Below are 15,604 nucleotides of genomic sequence, written 5' to 3' on the forward strand. Positions count from 1 at the left end.
TATGCCTCCTCCATAGTTGTGTTCTTCGTGTATGGAAGGGACGCTTAGTATAGCAGCTAGATGGATATAAGTTTATGTCCATAAGCTCACCGCCAATCACTTTATTTTTCTGTTGATCTTACATATTTTTTACGAATCCTGTGTGTCTTCATCACTTCGGTATTCCAATATATCCCCGGGCTGACATTCTAAAGCCTTGCAAATCGCTTCTAAAGTTGATAATCGAATAGCCTTTGCTTTTCCGTTTTTCAATATCGAAAGATTAGCCATGGTGATGCCAACTCTCTCTGAAAGCTCTGTTACGCTCATTTTCCTCTTAGCAAGCATCACATCAATGTTGATAATAATCGCCATGTCATCACCTCAGACCGTTAAGTCATTTTCTGATTTTATATCTATCGCTTCTTTTAACAGTTTTTGAAGAACAGCAGCAAAGACCGCAATCACCATTGAAGCAAAAATAATAACCAATCCGATCACAATGATACCCGGGGCGTCGTCTATCTCGGCCATCAGATAAAAGACAGGCATGCCTGCTGCGTAAAAGATACTGATAGTGACTGCGCAGTATTTTATATTCTTCAAAGCTCTTACAGACAAACCCGAGAAAGCTTTGTTTTTGTCAATATAGCTTAAAAGTTTGAACGCTTGATAAAGAGCAAAGTAAAAAGGTATCGCCGTTACATACAAATAGATGAAAACGAGATATTTTATATAAGCGATATTTGGAAATAATTCTGCTGAATAGTTGGCTATCTTAGGCACTAAAAAAATGCATAAAGCAAGAATTGGAATTCCAATAAGAACCAAAGCTATCTTTAAAAAAATTGTCGACATTCGATTCATAACAAGCACCTCATTTATTTGTTGTCTAATTGAATGTAACAAAAAATTTATCGTTTCTCAATAAAAAAATATTGATATGGATTGATTTGTTGTTGTTATAGGAGACCCTTTTCATTTTTGACAAGACAAAAAAGCATCCCTCATCACTGGGAGATGCTGAACTACTTTAAACTTGCCGACTGAATGAACCGTTTGCCTCAGTGAGCTCAGGGATCGGTGTGAACATAAAGCTAAGCTCTTTTATGAAGGTTTTTATCAACGTCTAAAGATTCAAACAAACGATGGGAAGAAATACATCAAAGGATAAGCGGCTGTTCATACTAATGATCGGGAGGTAAACCGACTTATGATACAAATTTTGATCACTGGTCTTTTTTTATTGGCTCAGCCGAGTGAGCCGCAGGACAGTTTAACGGTCACACAGCAAGGACGGACGATTGCCACTGTTAACCGTGAAGACTTTACAATGCCTCTTCCCGGCACTCCAATGGTTGACTATGAAAAATACAGTAAATTCATCAAACAGCTTGATCAGAAAGTGTACCGTGAGCCGATAAATGCTGTCCTTAACGATCATGGAAGCATCGTCCCGGGCAGGGTTGGCTACAAACTGTATCAACAGGCGTTTATGGAAAAGTTTTATGCGTATTTTTATGGGCAAGGTCCCTCCAAGATAGAAGTGCCGGAAATGAACATTTATCCGAAAGTTGACAGCGAGCTGCTAGCTCACATCAGTACGCAGCAGCTTGGTCAGTACGTGACGTATTTTAACTCAAGCAATAAAAGCCGTTCACACAATATTTCTCTTTCTGCAAAAGCAATCGACAATCACGTTGTTTTCCCTAATGAGACGTTTTCGTTTAACCAAGTTGTGGGAATGAGAACTCGGAACAAAGGATATAAAAGTGCACCCATTATTGTAAAAGGGGAGTTGTCTGAAGGTGTAGGAGGAGGAATTTGTCAGGTGTCCTCAACTCTATTTAATGCCGTTGATCGTGCAGGACTGCAGATCGTTCAGCGCTATTCTCATACTAGAAGTGTACCATATGTACCGCCCGGACGGGATGCGACGGTAAGCTGGGGAGGTCCTGACTTTCGCTTTCAAAACCAATATAACCAACCAATCTTAATTCGGGCAAAAAGGTATGGGGGAAGTATGATTATTACGCTATACTCTTCTGATGTGATAAACAGCAAATTGAGAAAAATCCCCAAGGCTCCATCTCGGATACCGAAAGAAATAAATGCAGAGCAGTAAAAGACAAAACCTCAGGTAAGGTTTTGGTTAAGAGAGCTTGTAGATTGCTCAAAATCAATTCTTTAAGGAGCAGCCAGTGAAAGGAAGGAGGGATAAATGAAGTGAAAAGGGTATTATTTTCTGTAATTGTTTTTACAGCAGTTGGATTTACGTTTTGCCAATCAAAAGCGCATGCCCTGACTTTTACGGTGTTGCCTATTACACAAAAAACAGACCAGTGGTCAGTAAAAGTAAGTGAAGCAAAAAATGTAAAGGAATTTGCGAGACCTCAAAAAGGAGAATATCAAGTATATTCCTTGGAAGTCAAAAATATAGGGGAAAAAGCAGCTACAGTGGATGTGCAATTGTATAGAAATGACCCTGATTCAATCACAAGGTTTTCACTTTTTGGATGTCCCGATGAAAATTGTGTCAAACCAAAAGAAGATTCTAAAATGTTAGCTGAAAGTTTAAATGATGGCTCACCGCTGAAGTTCAATCATTTTATGCTGGCAGATAAGGCCTCTGAATTAGAGGTTGTCATTATTTGGACACAGAAGGGGCAAGAAGGACGCAATTTAAAACAGACCTTTAAATTCACTGAAGATGGCGTTAATTAGACGGTAAAGATGGAATGGCTTTGATGATTCGATCTCTTACTTTGCCTGAGGAAAAAACGAAAAATATTGTTGGAAAACCAATCATAGCTGAGTCAAATGTCAAAGTGACTGTGATTTATGACTATAGAGAAGAACCAGAGGAGGCTTTTTGGATACACTTATCCGATGGGAGTGAAATGTTTTCTCGATGATCACAAAGTCTTTATGGAATACGAATAGAGACTTTGTGACTGACTGCGCATTTCAGCGTAATATTTTACTGATAATGACAGTGACACCTAAACAAGTGCAGCCCGTTTCGTTATTAAAAATCTTTAATTTCGAAATTTTCACAGTTCAATTTCAGTCAATTCAGTTATCATCGAAAGAGGAACAAAAGTCACCAGCTATTTGGACAACTTTTAGCGTTTTTTTTGATGGGAGATTTGTGACTCACGAGATCATGAGTATAAATAAATTTGAAAAGTTACTTAATACACTAGCTTGATTTTTAATAATAAAAAGCCATTTTAAGGTTCTTGACTCAGTGAAACAAAAGAGCTGTTATACGTTTTAATCTTGTCTTTAGAGAGCGCTTTAATTTAAGTCAAAAGTTTAGACAGTCATCTGTTAGATCATTAGCTCTTTTATTTTCTTTTCAGTAACATTTTGATCATATTTTCCTACTAACGAGTTAGGGAAGTGGGGAAAAGCATGAGAAAAAAGAACAATATTAAGAAATGGCTATTGATCATTGCTGGATTCTTGATCATCTGCATCATCACATTATTTGTAATGGTATCAGGAAACAAAGTGAAATATGAGGGCAGCGGGAAAAGCGGACTGTGGATGTCTAACCTTGAAAAATCAGACAAAACTTCAATTGGACCTAATTATTTTCTAAATCTATATTGGCAGGGGAGCAAGAAGGACGAAAAGAGGACTGTCATAGAAAAAATCACCTTATACATAGATGGTAAAATGTATGATGACAGGGAAAATTATGATTTGTCAGAATACACAGGTGATGAAATGCCAGGTGGGGGACGCATGGAGGACCATATTGCCACCTTTGATTATATGCCTGAAGATGAAGTGATAGGACATGATGTATTAGTGAAAGTGGAGTGGAAGACAGGCCAGAAAAAACAGACAGAAGAAATCAAATTACATAAGAAGCCATGGTATAAAAAATAGCTTATTTGATATATTTGTGATCACATTGGTGGTCACTTTTTTATTTGCGGATTCCTAGGCACAGCAATCTAAGATTCTGCATAGGCTGAAATAAAATCTTGTTCATTTCTAAAACGAGGTGCATGCTGTTGGAACAACAACCAATCAATCATGAAGACAGAAACGTGCCGCAGCCTATTCGAAGTGATGGAGCTGGAGCTATTGATGCAGGCCCGCGAAATATAATACGGGATATTCAAAATCCGAATATACTTGTTCCGCCTGTTACAGATGAGGGTATGATTCCTAACTTGAGATTTTCATTCTCAGACGCTCCCATGAAATTAGATCACGGCGGCTGGTCAAGAGAAATCACCGTAAGACAGCTTCCGATTTCGACTGCGATTGCAGGTGTAAACATGAGCTTAACTGCGGGAGGCGTCCGTGAGCTTCATTGGCATAAGCAAGCGGAGTGGGCTTATATGCTTTTGGGACGGGCACGTATCACCGCTGTTGACCAAGACGGACGAAATTTCATTGCTGATGTTGGTCCCGGCGACCTTTGGTACTTCCCAGCAGGAATTCCGCATTCCATACAAGGATTGGAACACTGCGAGTTTCTGCTCGTATTCGATGATGGAAACTTTTCTGAGTTTTCAACGTTAACCATTTCAGATTGGCTTGCACACACACCAAAAGACGTTCTGTCTGCAAATTTCGGTGTCCCGGAGAATGCTTTCAACTCTCTTCCGTCTGAGCAAGTCTATATTTACCAAGGGAATGTGCCGGGATCAGTCGCCAGTGAAGACATTCAGTCACCATATGGAAAAGTCCCCATGACCTTTAAACACGAGCTGTTAAATCAATCCCCAATTCAAATGCCAGGGGGGAGTGTACGAGTTGTGGATTCTTCTAACTTCCCAATTTCAAAAACGATAGCCGCTGCACTTGTTCAGATTGAGCCTGGCGCGATGAGAGAGCTTCATTGGCATCCCAATAGCGATGAGTGGCAATATTATCTAACAGGACAGGGACGAATGACGGTATTTATCGGAAATGGGACTGCGCGCACATTTGATTATAGAGCAGGCGACGTTGGATACGTGCCTTCTAATGCTGGACACTATATACAAAACACTGGTACAGAAACATTATGGTTTTTAGAAATGTTCAAAAGTGACCGTTATGCAGATGTGTCACTCAATCAGTGGATGGCATTGACGCCTAAAGAATTAGTGCAAAGCAACTTGAATGCTGGATCAGTCATGCTTGATTCTCTGCGTAAGAAGAAAGTGCCTGTTGTGAAATATCCCGGTACGTAAAGACTGAACCGATCACACAGTGGTCTTAAAGTAACTAGAGCTGGGTGTTGGCCTGTGTTTTATTAAATCCCTATATATACGTTATGTAGGGTTTTTCTGCTTGAATCGTATTGTAATGAGCTTTAAAATGTTAATGTGGAAATGATAACCATTCGATAATGGGAATTCAATGGCCGATTTCTATCAGTTTGATTGGCTTTAAAGGAGGACAAGAAATGAAAGCACTCATATTTTTATCCAGTTTGACTGCCATTGGGAGCTCTATATTGGGGCGATGGTTAGGAATGCTGGATGATTCTTATGCTGTTGGCGATGCTTGGTTTATAGGTGTTTTAGCTGGATTGATTTCACTTCTAATATTGATTGATAGTCAAACGATGACAAAGAATTACATAGTAAGTTTAAGTACGATACTAGGCATTCTTGGAGTGGGATTTATATATTTTCCAGCTGCATTCATCAACATATTATTAAGTATTACACTGGATAAACAAAAGAAAGAAGACCTTCATGTAAGATGAAAGAAATTTCATTTAATTCTTAGGAGGGAAAGTGTATGGATTTACCTCTATGGGCTTATATCATATTTGCAATCACAGGTGCGGCAGGTTTCATAAGTTTAATGTGGTTCAGTTTTTTTACTGACAAAATAGAAAAGTGAAGCGATTTTATAAAAATGTAAACTATTTTATATGAAAGGGATAACATTGCTTATTTAAGTTTACATAATAAAATTATTTCAAACTGATGCTAAAATAACTAATTGATCTATGTACTAAATATTCATAATTACTAGAGGGATTGGCACCTAAGGAACAAAGCTATTTGACAAGTTCTTGCTAGAGAATTTCAATCACTACATATGATTTTCTGCATCAAGAAGCTCAGCTGAATTATTTTTGGGTGAATTTACTAATGATGAAACCTGGTATGCTTCCATGTCATCAGCATCATAAGGCAGCAGCAAACTTTGCAGATAATCAGGGCTTGTATTTTTGGGGTTAAGCCACTCCTTTTCATGATCATGGGCCAATATAACCGGCATTCGGTCGTGTATATCTTTCATGAACTCATTAGGCTCAGTTGTTATGATGGTGCAGGTATAAAGAGGATCTCCTTGATGTGTGCTCCACTTTTCATATAAGCCAGCAAACGCAAAAAGAGCAGATGATTTCAATTTGATCCGCATTGGGATTTTGGTTTTGGAATCAAGCCGTTTCCATTCATAAAAACTGTCTGCTGGTATGATGCAGCGTTTGCTGACAAGCGGTCTTCGAAAGGCCGGTTTCTCGGTAATTGTTTCGGCTCGAGCATTGATCATTTTATAACCGATCTTTTCATTTTTTGCCCAAGGTGGAATAAGTCCCCATCTAAGCTTGCCTAAGCGATTATTTGATCCATCATTGATGATTGCAAGGATGTTTTGTGATGGTGCGACATTATAGCTTGGCTGGTATTCACCTTTAGGAAAAAATTGATCGATGTCAAACTGGTCAATAATATCATCAAATGCAGAGTACAAAGTAAACCTGCCGCACATATCCATCATCCTTTTTAGGGGTTTTTGAATAGTTTGTGGGACGAACGTTCATTTAATACAGGTCCAGAACAATGATTTCTTTTCACTTGCGATAAACTGGTATAATAAGAAAGCCAGTTAAGAAGTTATTGTGGAAAAGAACATATGCTTTTTAGTTTGACCGACGCTGGATCTTGATGGAATTACAAGGATCGCTTAAAAATAGCCTATAGTATAAAAAGAGGCACAGCGTTTTTAACGCATGGCCTCTTTTATATCAGTAGCCAAATACCAGAGTTGTACTTTGTGATCCGGCATATTTCGTGACAAATTCTTTTGTATATTCCGGCGTTTGGACACGATAGCTATAGTTTGACCCGGGATTCCAAGAAGTCAGCGGAGAGGTTTGCTTGTTGAGTGATGGATAGCTGCCTATGTCTTTGAAATAACCAGTGCCCTTGTCGTCAAGGATGCCGCCTTTTTCACTGCCTTTCCCAAAGTAATTATATTCGGAATATATTTTTGCTTTTGTAGCAATTGTAATCGCCTGGTTAAAATTATTGCTGTAATTGTTTTTAACATGAAAGTAACCGTATCTCATCAGACCTGGGCCTCTAACATACAAGTTCTCAAAATAATTATTGGCGATTGTCATGTGGGGGTAGCCGTCATATTGATGCTGAGAATCATCCGGGTATCCTAAAATCAAACCGTATTTATGATTCGCAAATTTTGAGTTGCTGATCGTGATATAATCTGCGGATTTTCCGATATACACGAGTTTGTCCAAATCGCTTCCGCTTGCATTATAGCTATGACCTGAGAATGTGACGTGATCAATCCAATAGTTCATACCGGAATCTAAATAAAGCTGGATATCATTATTTCCGTTAATCTGCGGACTGTGTTCAAACGTTAAATTTTGAAAAATGACATTTCCAGAAGCTGATGAAGTTGTTAAATAAATATTTTTCAGCGTTTTTTTCGCGTAAGAGCCCACGAGTGTTTTATTTGAGCCAATGGTAACTGTTGTTTTCGCAGATGCGGAAAGATCATTTTGAAGCACTAAAATTTTCGGAGTGGATCCTCCTAGATGGGTTTTTAAATCATTTACGCTTTGAATGTAAACAATCTGCCCGTTTTTTCCACCCGTTGTGCCCGTTTTAGCGATGCCTTTTTCATTTTTGGCATTTCCGGCAAAACCTAAAAGGCCATTTGTTGAGGTATTCGGAAAATCGACTGCACCTAATGCTTTTCCAGGCAAGAGAACCAAAAACAAGCTAAAGACGGTGAACCATAAACAAAGTCGTTTCATCACAATATGCTTCCTTTCAAATTTAATAATTTCCTTGCGGGGATTATTATTACAGTTAATGGAAAGGAATGATAGGTTCTATCTTCCTAAATAATGTTGGGTTACTTAAAAAATAGAGATTGCGCCAAAAGACATACTAACAATTGAAATAGAAGAAAGGATTGATACACCGTTGACTGCAGCAGCTTATCGAAACACCTTGCTATCACTTTTATGTTTAACAGCTGGAATCGTGGATGTAATCGGGTATTTAAGCCTGGGACATGTGTTCACAGCTAATATGACTGGAAACATTGTATTATTGGGGTTAGCTATCGGCAAATCCATTCAGGTCACTGTTTTTAATTCCTTGACTGCGCTAATCGGATTTATATGCGGCGTGATCATTGCTACATTGATGGTCGGAAAGGCGGAAAATACCCTTTGGCCTTCTGCTGTGACAAAAGCCCTCGCACTTGAAGCATTCATTTTGTTTGTCTTTGCTTGTCTTTCTTTTTACCGGGCATTTGTTCCTGTGCACATTCTGATTATACTCATGAGCATTTCTATGGGGATTCAAACTACAGCAGCAAAAAAACTGGGGATCGCAGGTATTTCTTCAACTGTGTTGACCGGCACTTTGGCTTCTCTTTTAGAGGATATATCCGGCCGTTTGTTTTTTAAGAAGCAAAAGAAGACTTTCTTAAGAGATACTGTGTTAAGAGCACTAGCTATTATTTTGTATTGTGTGGGGGCTATTATTGTTGCTCTGGCTGAGCCTGATTTTTATCACTTCATTATTTGGGTTCCGATTGTGCTGATCTTTGGCATCATGATGACAGCTAAGTTGAAACTGAGCGGGGAAAAATAGCTTTTCCTGTATAGCTGTTATCAGGCCAACAGCCTGTTTCATTTCGTTATTGAAGTGCGAATTTTGAGAGGGAAAAATAAGACATTCGGCTGAAGTGCACATTCGTTCATTTGTATTGGCTTTTTCATAAGTACCTACATTTGATATATGAATGATAGTGAATTTGCCTTAAAATCATCTATGAATCTATTTCCTCTTTCAAACCAGATGGATTGAGTCTTATAATGATAATGATTCTCATTTGAAGTCTGGTTTGAGGAGGACCAAATATGATAAAGATCATGAGTGCATTTGTTGGTATGGTTTTGTTGACGATCTTCTGTTTTTCCCCGCAAGCTTCGGCAGCATATGACGACCTGCATGAAGGTTATGCAACGTATACAGGGTCAGGTTATTCAGGAGGAGCTTTCCTGCTGGATCCCATTCCTTCCGATATGGAGATTACTGCAATAAATCCGGCGGATCTCAATTACAGAGGAGTAAAAGCAGCACTTGCCGGCTCTTATTTAGAAGTTGAAGGGCCAAAAGGGAAAACAACCGTATATGTTACTGATCTTTATCCCGAAGGCGCTCGGGGAGCTCTTGATCTGTCACCTAATGCCTTCCGTAAAATCGGCAATATGAAAGACGGAAAAATCAATATTAAATGGCGTGTTGTCAAAGCCCCAATCACCGGCAATTTCACGTACCGGATCAAAGAAGGCAGCAGCAGGTGGTGGGCAGCAATCCAAGTCAGAAATCACAAGTATCCTGTTATGAAAATGCAATATGAAAAGGATGGTAAGTGGATCAACATGGAGAAAATGGACTATAACCATTTTGTGAGTACGAATTTAGGGACAGGTTCTCTCAAAGTCAGAATGACTGACATCCGCGGAAAAGTTGTGAAAGACACCATTCCCAAGCTGCCTGAAAGCGGAACGTCCAAAGCCTATACTGTACCGGGCCATGTTCAGTTTCCTGAATAAAAAATACGAAACAGCGGATCTTTTCCCGCTGTTTTTTCATTGTTCTGCATCTGCATGTAAAAATGTTTTAATCATGTTCAACTGCTCCTGCTTTGGATAACTGGTATACAGCCTGCTTGAAATCCGAATAGGATCTCCGAAAAAGTATCTTTCATAGTGAGTTTGTCTAGTTCCGAATGAACTCATTGTTAAATCCCATGCCAAACGGAAAATTTTCACACGTTCTTCAGCATTTGTATTGGTTGCTTGAAGATATTGGTCAAGATCTTCCCGTATCTCTGAGTCAAATGCATTTTCGGTAGGCAATGTCACCATTCCGCTAGCTCCAATTAATTGTATGACTTCAGTAAATCGAGGATATAACTTAGGAATGATCGTACTGATGACTTGAAGAGGAATTAAAGAGGGGCGCATATAGCCGAATTCATCTAACTGAGCATCATTTTCCGATTTGTCAATGAGCGCTTTGATTGTTTCCAATCCCACAATGATTTCTGAGAGTTTTTCTTGTATGTGCTGGTATTCGGAAACATTAATGGTGTCGACAAGAAGCTGTGCAACACCTAATAGAAATTCAATTTTTATCATTTGCCTAATGACAACCTGGTGAAAGGTAAAGGCATGAAAAGAGCTTTTTGTCATAAAATCTTTAGCTGCTTCCACATTATCGTAAAAAAACACACGATTCCACGGCACTAACACATGATCAAAAACCACAATTGAATCCATTTCTTCATACCTTGAGCTTAAGGGATGATTAAAGGAAGAGTCGCTTAATACAAATGATTCTCTTGTGATGAATTTTACGCCTTTTGTATTAGAAGGGATTGAAAAAGCATAAGCTTCATCTGTTTCAAAGAAAAATTTAGGCGCTGAAAAAACCAAGATTTCATCGGTCAACCCGCCTTGTGTGGCAAGCAGACGTGCGCCATGAATCATTAAACCTTTTTCGGTTCTATCAATGACTTTAGCAGATATCGGTTTTTCACTTAGCCCAAAATAGGACTGTGACCGGTTCACTTGCGGAGTAATGAATGTATGGGTAAAAGAAAGGTCATGCTTAGCAGCTTGTTCATACATATCTAGTATATGTTCAGGAAAGCAATTCTCTTTATCTTTTAGAAGCTCCGCTGACGAAGCAAAGCTCATCATAACCGTATTCATGTAATCCGGACTTCTCCCCATCATTCCGTGAGTATGTCTAGCCCAATGTTCAATCATGGTCCTTCTTTTTTTCAAATCATTTTTGGTTTTAGGCTGGAGATAGGAAAGGCCGATTCGATCATGATCTCCAGGAAGGCAATAAGTCATTTCATGTATTAACTCATCCTTTGTTTGCAATTCATAAAGTGAGCTTTTTGTTTTGATTATTCCTTTAAATGCAGGATGCTCAGAAATGTTACCCTTTATTTTTTCGCCATCATACCATATTTCGTTTTCTAGTTTATTCAATCGGTCAATGAATTCTTTACCATTGATGATTCCCATTTTAGTGTATCGCTCCTTAAATGTATGCTGCGTATTGTCATTATATTTTCGAGAAAACAGCCGGTTCAGCCAATTTGAGGTGGGAAAAGCCTTTTTTAGAAAAACGAATAAGAGTGACTTACATACCGCAAAAGACTGCAAATTTCACTTAAGGTTTTTCTGCAAGTTCAGAGATGTAAAGACATTTGCTTATTCATATGAATAGCACTATAAAACTTGATAACACGTGTCGATATTATGGACATGAGCGTAAGCGAATTGGATTCAAACGCGCTTGAACATATTTTATTTCATCCATTACATTGTGCGGAAAGGGAAAACGACACATGAAAGTGAAAACAAAATTGCTGGGGATTATATCAATATTAGTTGTTTCAATTATTGGAATTGGAGGCTCCTCAGTATTTATGATTTCTTCTACTGTGAAAAAGAATGAAGAACTTAAAGACAAAATGGAATTCCAAAAAGAGATAAAACACATCCAATATGAATTGACCGGGTTATCAAATGATGAAAGAGGCTTCTTGATTACCGGAGACAAAGAATACGACGAGGGTATGAAGGAAAAAGCAGACGATGTCTTAAAGAGCCTTGACCGGGTTAATGACTTGATTGATGAAGAGAAGTATCAATCCAATATTGAAGACATTAAGACAAGTTTTACTCAGTATAGAGCTTTGAATCAGCAGGTAGTAACAGCCTACTCTTCAAATCCTAAAAAAGCAGAAACCATCCATTTTGGAGAAGAAAGAACATTAAGAAAAGAAGTCGTAGATCCGGCTGTCAATAAGCTGTCTGATCGCCTGGATCAAGAGGTAGAGGATCTAAAGGATGAAATACAGGGCAATGGGAAAATGAGTCAATCGCTCATTATCATTGTCACAGGGATATCAGTAATATTAGGCATTGTTCTAAGCATAATGCTGTTAAAGTCCATTATGGTGCCACTAAGAAGCATAAATAAGCAGCTAGAGGAAATTGCTCATGGCGAGGCTGATTTAACCAAAAAAGTCATAGTGAAAAATAAAGATGAATTTGGCCAGCTTGCCAAATCTTTTAATTCTTTTACTCATTCATTATCTCAAATTGTGAAGCAAATCAGCAGTTCATCTGAACAAGTCGCCGCTTCCTCCGAAGAATTATCGGCAAGCGCGGAAGAATCGAAATCAACATCTGAACATATTTCACGAGCCATGCAGATGGCTGCCGACAGCAATGTGAAGCAAAGCTCGATGACAGAAAAGAGCGCAGAATCCATCACTGAATTATTAGACAGTATATCATCTGTGGCTTCAAATACAGGGAACATAGCGGATCTTTCTTCTTCGATGAGAGATAAGGCTGAAATAGGCTCTAAGTCCGTTAACAAGATGTTAGATCAGATGAAATTTATTGATACATCCGTAGATTCAGCCGGGAATGGATTAAAGGCATTGGTAGCGAGCACAGCAGAAATCAGCGATATCTCTTCGCTTATCACGACAATTTCCGAGCAGACCAATTTGCTGGCCCTAAACGCAGCGATCGAGGCGGCCAGAGCCGGAGAGCAAGGAAAAGGATTTGCCGTGGTGGCTGAAGAAGTTCGGAAATTAGCGGATGAAACAAATAAATCAGCAAACCACATCCAATCGGTGGTAGCGACCATCCAAAACGAATCGATAGAAACGGTAAATAATATTAAGGTTGTTCAAGAAAATGTGAGCTCAGGTATTGTTCTTTCTCAAGAGGCAACAGAAAATTTCAATGAAATATTGAACCTGGTAGAACAGGTCACTTCTCAAATACAAGAAGTCGCAGCGGCAACTCAACAGCTTACATCAGGCGTTGAAGTGATTCAGCACACAGTTCATATATTGGCCGCTGGAACAAAAGAAACGTCTGCAAATACAGAAGCGGTTGCAAAATCATCAGAGGAACAGCTACATTCAATGGAGGAAATCTCCTATGCCGCAGAATCTCTATCTCAGTTGGCAGAAGAGCTTCAAACCGTCATTAATCGTTTTAAATATTAAACAGGCTACTTACGTGCAACCCCCATCTTATTCGGTGGGGGTTGGCTACTTTTACTGTGGTTGTTTCTACAAACGGAGCTAACTGACTTCTTTTAAGTTAGCTCCGTTTGTATGCCTAGTCCAAATTTTGATCGATCGTTCCTTCAAAATAGTCATCGCTCACCTGTTCATGAGTTTCAGCCAATCCTTTTTCCAATTGCGTGCTTCCTTTATAATCTGAGGGCTCAAAGTATTTCCCGGCTACATCTGTTGTGTCATTTTTGTTTTCTTTGTTATGAGTTTGTGTTTCAGTGTTTACACTTTCTGTCTTAGTATTGCTGCTTATAGATTGCTGAAAATCATATTCCTTGTCTAATGAAGAAAATCTTTTATAATCATCAGGTCTGTCGGCTCCATTTTTTTGAGTCACTTTACTTCCTCCAGATTATTGATATTTTAGTGGGGGTAAGAACTTATTTCGTTCTTTTAGGATCAGAACCATGTTTTTTAGGATCATCTGCTTTAAAAGCTGTTTCAGTCTCATGGTCATTTCTCATTTGTTCAATACTTGAATTTTGAATTCCCTTTTTACTCATTGGTTTCACTCCTTTACGAAAAGTGTTGAATATCAACTCTTCTTATTCTGTCTGTTAGGCAGGTATTCATTCGCTTTTTTTTCGTTGACTCTTCCCCATTAGGAAAAGAGCCAGTTATGCCAGGCGTGCATTTGATTTTTGAAACCTTTTGTTAGTACATTGCGTATATGAAGAGGCTGTATAGAACTGGGAACAAATTTGTTAAGGTGAGTAACATTCTTTCTTATCATAAAGGGGAGATATGGGAGATGAGTCTGGTGAAAAATGGAGATTCGATAAAGGTTGTATTTGTGTTTCAAAAAAACGAACAGATTGAAGAAGTTGAGCTTAACTCAGCGCAGCTGTCTGCTTTATTACACTCAAAACAGGTATGAATCGAAACATTCAGCCAGAACCTCAAAATTGAAAACACCGTTTGGTCTTACGTCAATCGTCATGTATCTTTGCAAGTTTACTTAAAATAGAAAATGGTGTTTTGATTGAGAGGATTAGCAGCGATATTATTTGCTTAATGTGTCTTTATCCGTTAATGGGTTAGATAGGGGCTGGACAAGATATTGCAATGCTTCATAAAGTTAAAAAAGATTATTGAAATCTTCACAGTTATCTTTACAATAGCCTATATAGAGCGCTTTTCAAATCGTGCATTTTTTAGCTGGTTACTTGTATGGAGAAAGAGGTTTTTAGCAAAATGAAAACTACAATCTACGATGTTGCAGAAAAAGCCGGCGTGTCCATTTCAACAGTTTCAAAAGTGATCAATCATCAGCCGGTCGGGATGAAATCGAAACAAAAAGTGCTAGATGCCATGCAAGAGCTGAATTATAAACCAAGTGTGCTCGCTTCAGCATTAACAGGGAAACGGACTTCGACAATAGGATTTCTTTTACCGGACATAGCTAATCCTCTGATTGCAGAAATGGCACGGAGAGTAGAGGATCGGGCACACGAATATGGATTCAATGTCGTCATTTGCAGTACGGATTTCAAGTCAGAGAAGGAAGAGAGATACGTCTCATTATTAAGGCAGAAGCGTGTTGACGGGTTTATTTTAGCTGGGGGGTTTAGGAATAAACAGGTTATTCATGAGTTAATCAGCGATAACATTCCTGTTATCCTTCTTTCGGAATCACAGCCATACTCATCTCTTACAACGGTTACAGTTGATAATTTCTTGGGAGGGTATGAATTAACAGCATATTTAATTTCGCTTGGCCACTCAAGGATTGCGGTGATTGCAGAAGACAATGCAAGCAGCAGAGAACGAATTCGCGGATATTCACAGGCATTACAAGAGTCTGATCTTGATATTCACGAAGATCTGATTGTTGTAACAGATTCAACGGCCGAGTCTGCACAGTCTTTGGCCTCTTCATTATTACAATCTTCAAATCCGCCCACAGCTATGATTTGTTGTAATGATATCTTAGCAATTGGTGCGCTCCTTGCAGCAAGGGAGGAACATGTGTTGGTTCCTGAAGAACTTTCTATCACAGGCTTTGATAATACACTGATATCAAAAAGTAGTGATCCCCCTTTGACAACAGTTGAAGTGCCTGTGCAAAGCATGTGTTCACAGGCAGTGGATTTACTAATTGATGAAATAGAAGGAAAAGCCTCTGAAAAACAAAAAATTTTAGTATTGCCGAAATTAATTGTCCGAAAATCAACAAGCCGTTTTCATTAAAGACGTGTGT

At 38.8% G+C, this 15,604-nt stretch carries 16 protein-coding genes and 4 pseudogenes; 13 read left to right on the plus strand and 7 right to left on the minus strand.

Annotation, left to right across the window (positions count from 1 at the left end):
* Nucleotides 1–101: 101 nt before the first annotated feature.
* Together SB658_RS19575 and SB658_RS19580 are read right to left on the minus strand one after the other, a co-directional pair.
* A pseudogene (locus SB658_RS19575) lies at nucleotides 102–354 on the minus strand (helix-turn-helix domain-containing protein).
* A gap of 9 nt (nucleotides 355–363) precedes the next feature.
* Nucleotides 364–846, minus strand: a complete 483-nt coding sequence (locus SB658_RS19580) for a DUF2975 domain-containing protein (RefSeq protein WP_015251949.1) — start codon at nucleotides 844–846, stop codon at nucleotides 364–366.
* A 346-nt stretch (nucleotides 847–1,192) separates the two neighbouring features.
* On the opposite strand from SB658_RS19580, the gene SB658_RS19585 reads away from it, so the two are divergent.
* From SB658_RS19585 to SB658_RS19620, 8 genes and pseudogenes are all read left to right on the plus strand, one after another.
* Nucleotides 1,193–2,104, plus strand: coding sequence for a VanW family protein (locus tag SB658_RS19585; RefSeq protein ID WP_015714063.1), 912 nt, complete (start codon nucleotides 1,193–1,195; stop codon nucleotides 2,102–2,104).
* Between the two features lie 101 nt (nucleotides 2,105–2,205).
* The gene (locus SB658_RS19590) at nucleotides 2,206–2,703 is read left to right on the plus strand and encodes a hypothetical protein (RefSeq protein WP_015714062.1); all 498 of its coding nucleotides are present in this window, start codon (nucleotides 2,206–2,208) and stop codon (nucleotides 2,701–2,703) included.
* A gap of 104 nt (nucleotides 2,704–2,807) precedes the next feature.
* Nucleotides 2,808–3,043: pseudogene (locus SB658_RS19595) on the plus strand (hypothetical protein); the annotation flags it as partial.
* A pseudogene (locus SB658_RS19600) lies at nucleotides 3,038–3,190 on the plus strand (YoaP domain-containing protein); the annotation flags it as partial. The pseudogenes SB658_RS19595 and SB658_RS19600, both read left to right, overlap by 6 nt.
* Before the next feature lie 58 nt (nucleotides 3,191–3,248).
* Nucleotides 3,249–3,372: pseudogene (locus tag SB658_RS19605) on the plus strand (hypothetical protein).
* 24 nt (nucleotides 3,373–3,396) lie between these two features.
* Nucleotides 3,397–3,879 (plus strand): DUF4944 domain-containing protein, encoded by a 483-nt coding sequence (locus tag SB658_RS19610; RefSeq protein ID WP_015714060.1) that lies wholly within the window; start codon nucleotides 3,397–3,399, stop codon nucleotides 3,877–3,879.
* 122 nt (nucleotides 3,880–4,001) lie between these two features.
* Entirely contained in the window at nucleotides 4,002–5,180 is a 1,179-nt protein-coding gene (gene oxdD / locus SB658_RS19615) for an oxalate decarboxylase (protein ID WP_032721987.1), read from the plus strand.
* A gap of 215 nt (nucleotides 5,181–5,395) precedes the next feature.
* Nucleotides 5,396–5,701, plus strand: a complete 306-nt coding sequence (locus SB658_RS19620) for a membrane protein (RefSeq protein WP_004399414.1) — start codon at nucleotides 5,396–5,398, stop codon at nucleotides 5,699–5,701.
* A gap of 335 nt (nucleotides 5,702–6,036) precedes the next feature.
* On the opposite strand, the gene SB658_RS19625 is transcribed toward SB658_RS19620, so the two are convergent.
* Nucleotides 6,037–6,720 (minus strand): SOS response-associated peptidase, encoded by a 684-nt coding sequence (locus SB658_RS19625; RefSeq protein ID WP_015714057.1) that lies wholly within the window; start codon nucleotides 6,718–6,720, stop codon nucleotides 6,037–6,039.
* A 256-nt stretch (nucleotides 6,721–6,976) separates the two neighbouring features.
* Nucleotides 6,977–8,014, minus strand: coding sequence for a polysaccharide lyase family 1 protein (locus tag SB658_RS19630; RefSeq protein WP_046160462.1), 1,038 nt, complete (start codon nucleotides 8,012–8,014; stop codon nucleotides 6,977–6,979).
* 172 nt (nucleotides 8,015–8,186) lie between these two features.
* Here SB658_RS19630 and SB658_RS19635 point away from each other — a divergent pair, with 172 nt between their 5' ends.
* Nucleotides 8,187–8,864, plus strand: a complete 678-nt coding sequence (locus tag SB658_RS19635) for a YoaK family protein (RefSeq protein WP_004399503.1) — start codon at nucleotides 8,187–8,189, stop codon at nucleotides 8,862–8,864.
* 269 nt (nucleotides 8,865–9,133) lie between these two features.
* The gene (gene exlX, locus SB658_RS19640) at nucleotides 9,134–9,832 is read left to right on the plus strand and encodes an expansin ExlX (RefSeq protein WP_128422268.1); all 699 of its coding nucleotides are present in this window, start codon (nucleotides 9,134–9,136) and stop codon (nucleotides 9,830–9,832) included.
* 36 nt (nucleotides 9,833–9,868) lie between these two features.
* Here exlX and hpaB read toward each other — a convergent pair whose 3' ends face one another.
* Nucleotides 9,869–11,320 carry a 4-hydroxyphenylacetate 3-monooxygenase, oxygenase component gene (gene hpaB / locus SB658_RS19645; protein ID WP_128422267.1) on the minus strand — a complete coding sequence of 484 codons (1,452 nt, stop codon included), beginning with the start codon at nucleotides 11,318–11,320 and terminating at the stop codon, nucleotides 9,869–9,871.
* 326 nt (nucleotides 11,321–11,646) lie between these two features.
* On the opposite strand from hpaB, the gene SB658_RS19650 reads away from it, so the two are divergent.
* On the plus strand, nucleotides 11,647–13,332 hold the full coding sequence (locus SB658_RS19650) for a methyl-accepting chemotaxis protein (RefSeq protein WP_128422266.1): 1,686 nt from the start codon (nucleotides 11,647–11,649) through the stop codon (nucleotides 13,330–13,332).
* 115 nt (nucleotides 13,333–13,447) lie between these two features.
* On the opposite strand, the gene SB658_RS19655 is transcribed toward SB658_RS19650, so the two are convergent.
* Both SB658_RS19655 and SB658_RS19660 read right to left on the minus strand, forming a co-directional pair.
* Nucleotides 13,448–13,741: a YozQ family protein gene (locus SB658_RS19655; RefSeq protein ID WP_015251959.1), complete on the minus strand. Its 294-nt coding sequence runs from the start codon at nucleotides 13,739–13,741 to the stop codon at nucleotides 13,448–13,450.
* A gap of 43 nt (nucleotides 13,742–13,784) precedes the next feature.
* On the minus strand, nucleotides 13,785–13,907 hold the full coding sequence (locus tag SB658_RS19660; protein ID WP_014477000.1) for a hypothetical protein: 123 nt from the start codon (nucleotides 13,905–13,907) through the stop codon (nucleotides 13,785–13,787).
* Nucleotides 13,908–14,155: 248 nt separating this feature from the next.
* Here SB658_RS19660 and SB658_RS19665 point away from each other — a divergent pair, with 248 nt between their 5' ends.
* Nucleotides 14,156–14,281 carry a hypothetical protein gene (locus SB658_RS19665; protein WP_257475318.1) on the plus strand — a complete coding sequence of 42 codons (126 nt, stop codon included), beginning with the start codon at nucleotides 14,156–14,158 and terminating at the stop codon, nucleotides 14,279–14,281.
* Between the two features lie 317 nt (nucleotides 14,282–14,598).
* Nucleotides 14,599–15,594 (plus strand): LacI family DNA-binding transcriptional regulator, encoded by a 996-nt coding sequence (locus SB658_RS19670; protein WP_038829997.1) that lies wholly within the window; start codon nucleotides 14,599–14,601, stop codon nucleotides 15,592–15,594.
* Nucleotides 15,595–15,604 lie beyond the last annotated feature (10 nt).

It is taken from the genome of Bacillus sp. SIMBA_008 (assembly GCF_046535495.1).
Taxonomy (GTDB): domain Bacteria; phylum Bacillota; class Bacilli; order Bacillales; family Bacillaceae; genus Bacillus; species Bacillus subtilis.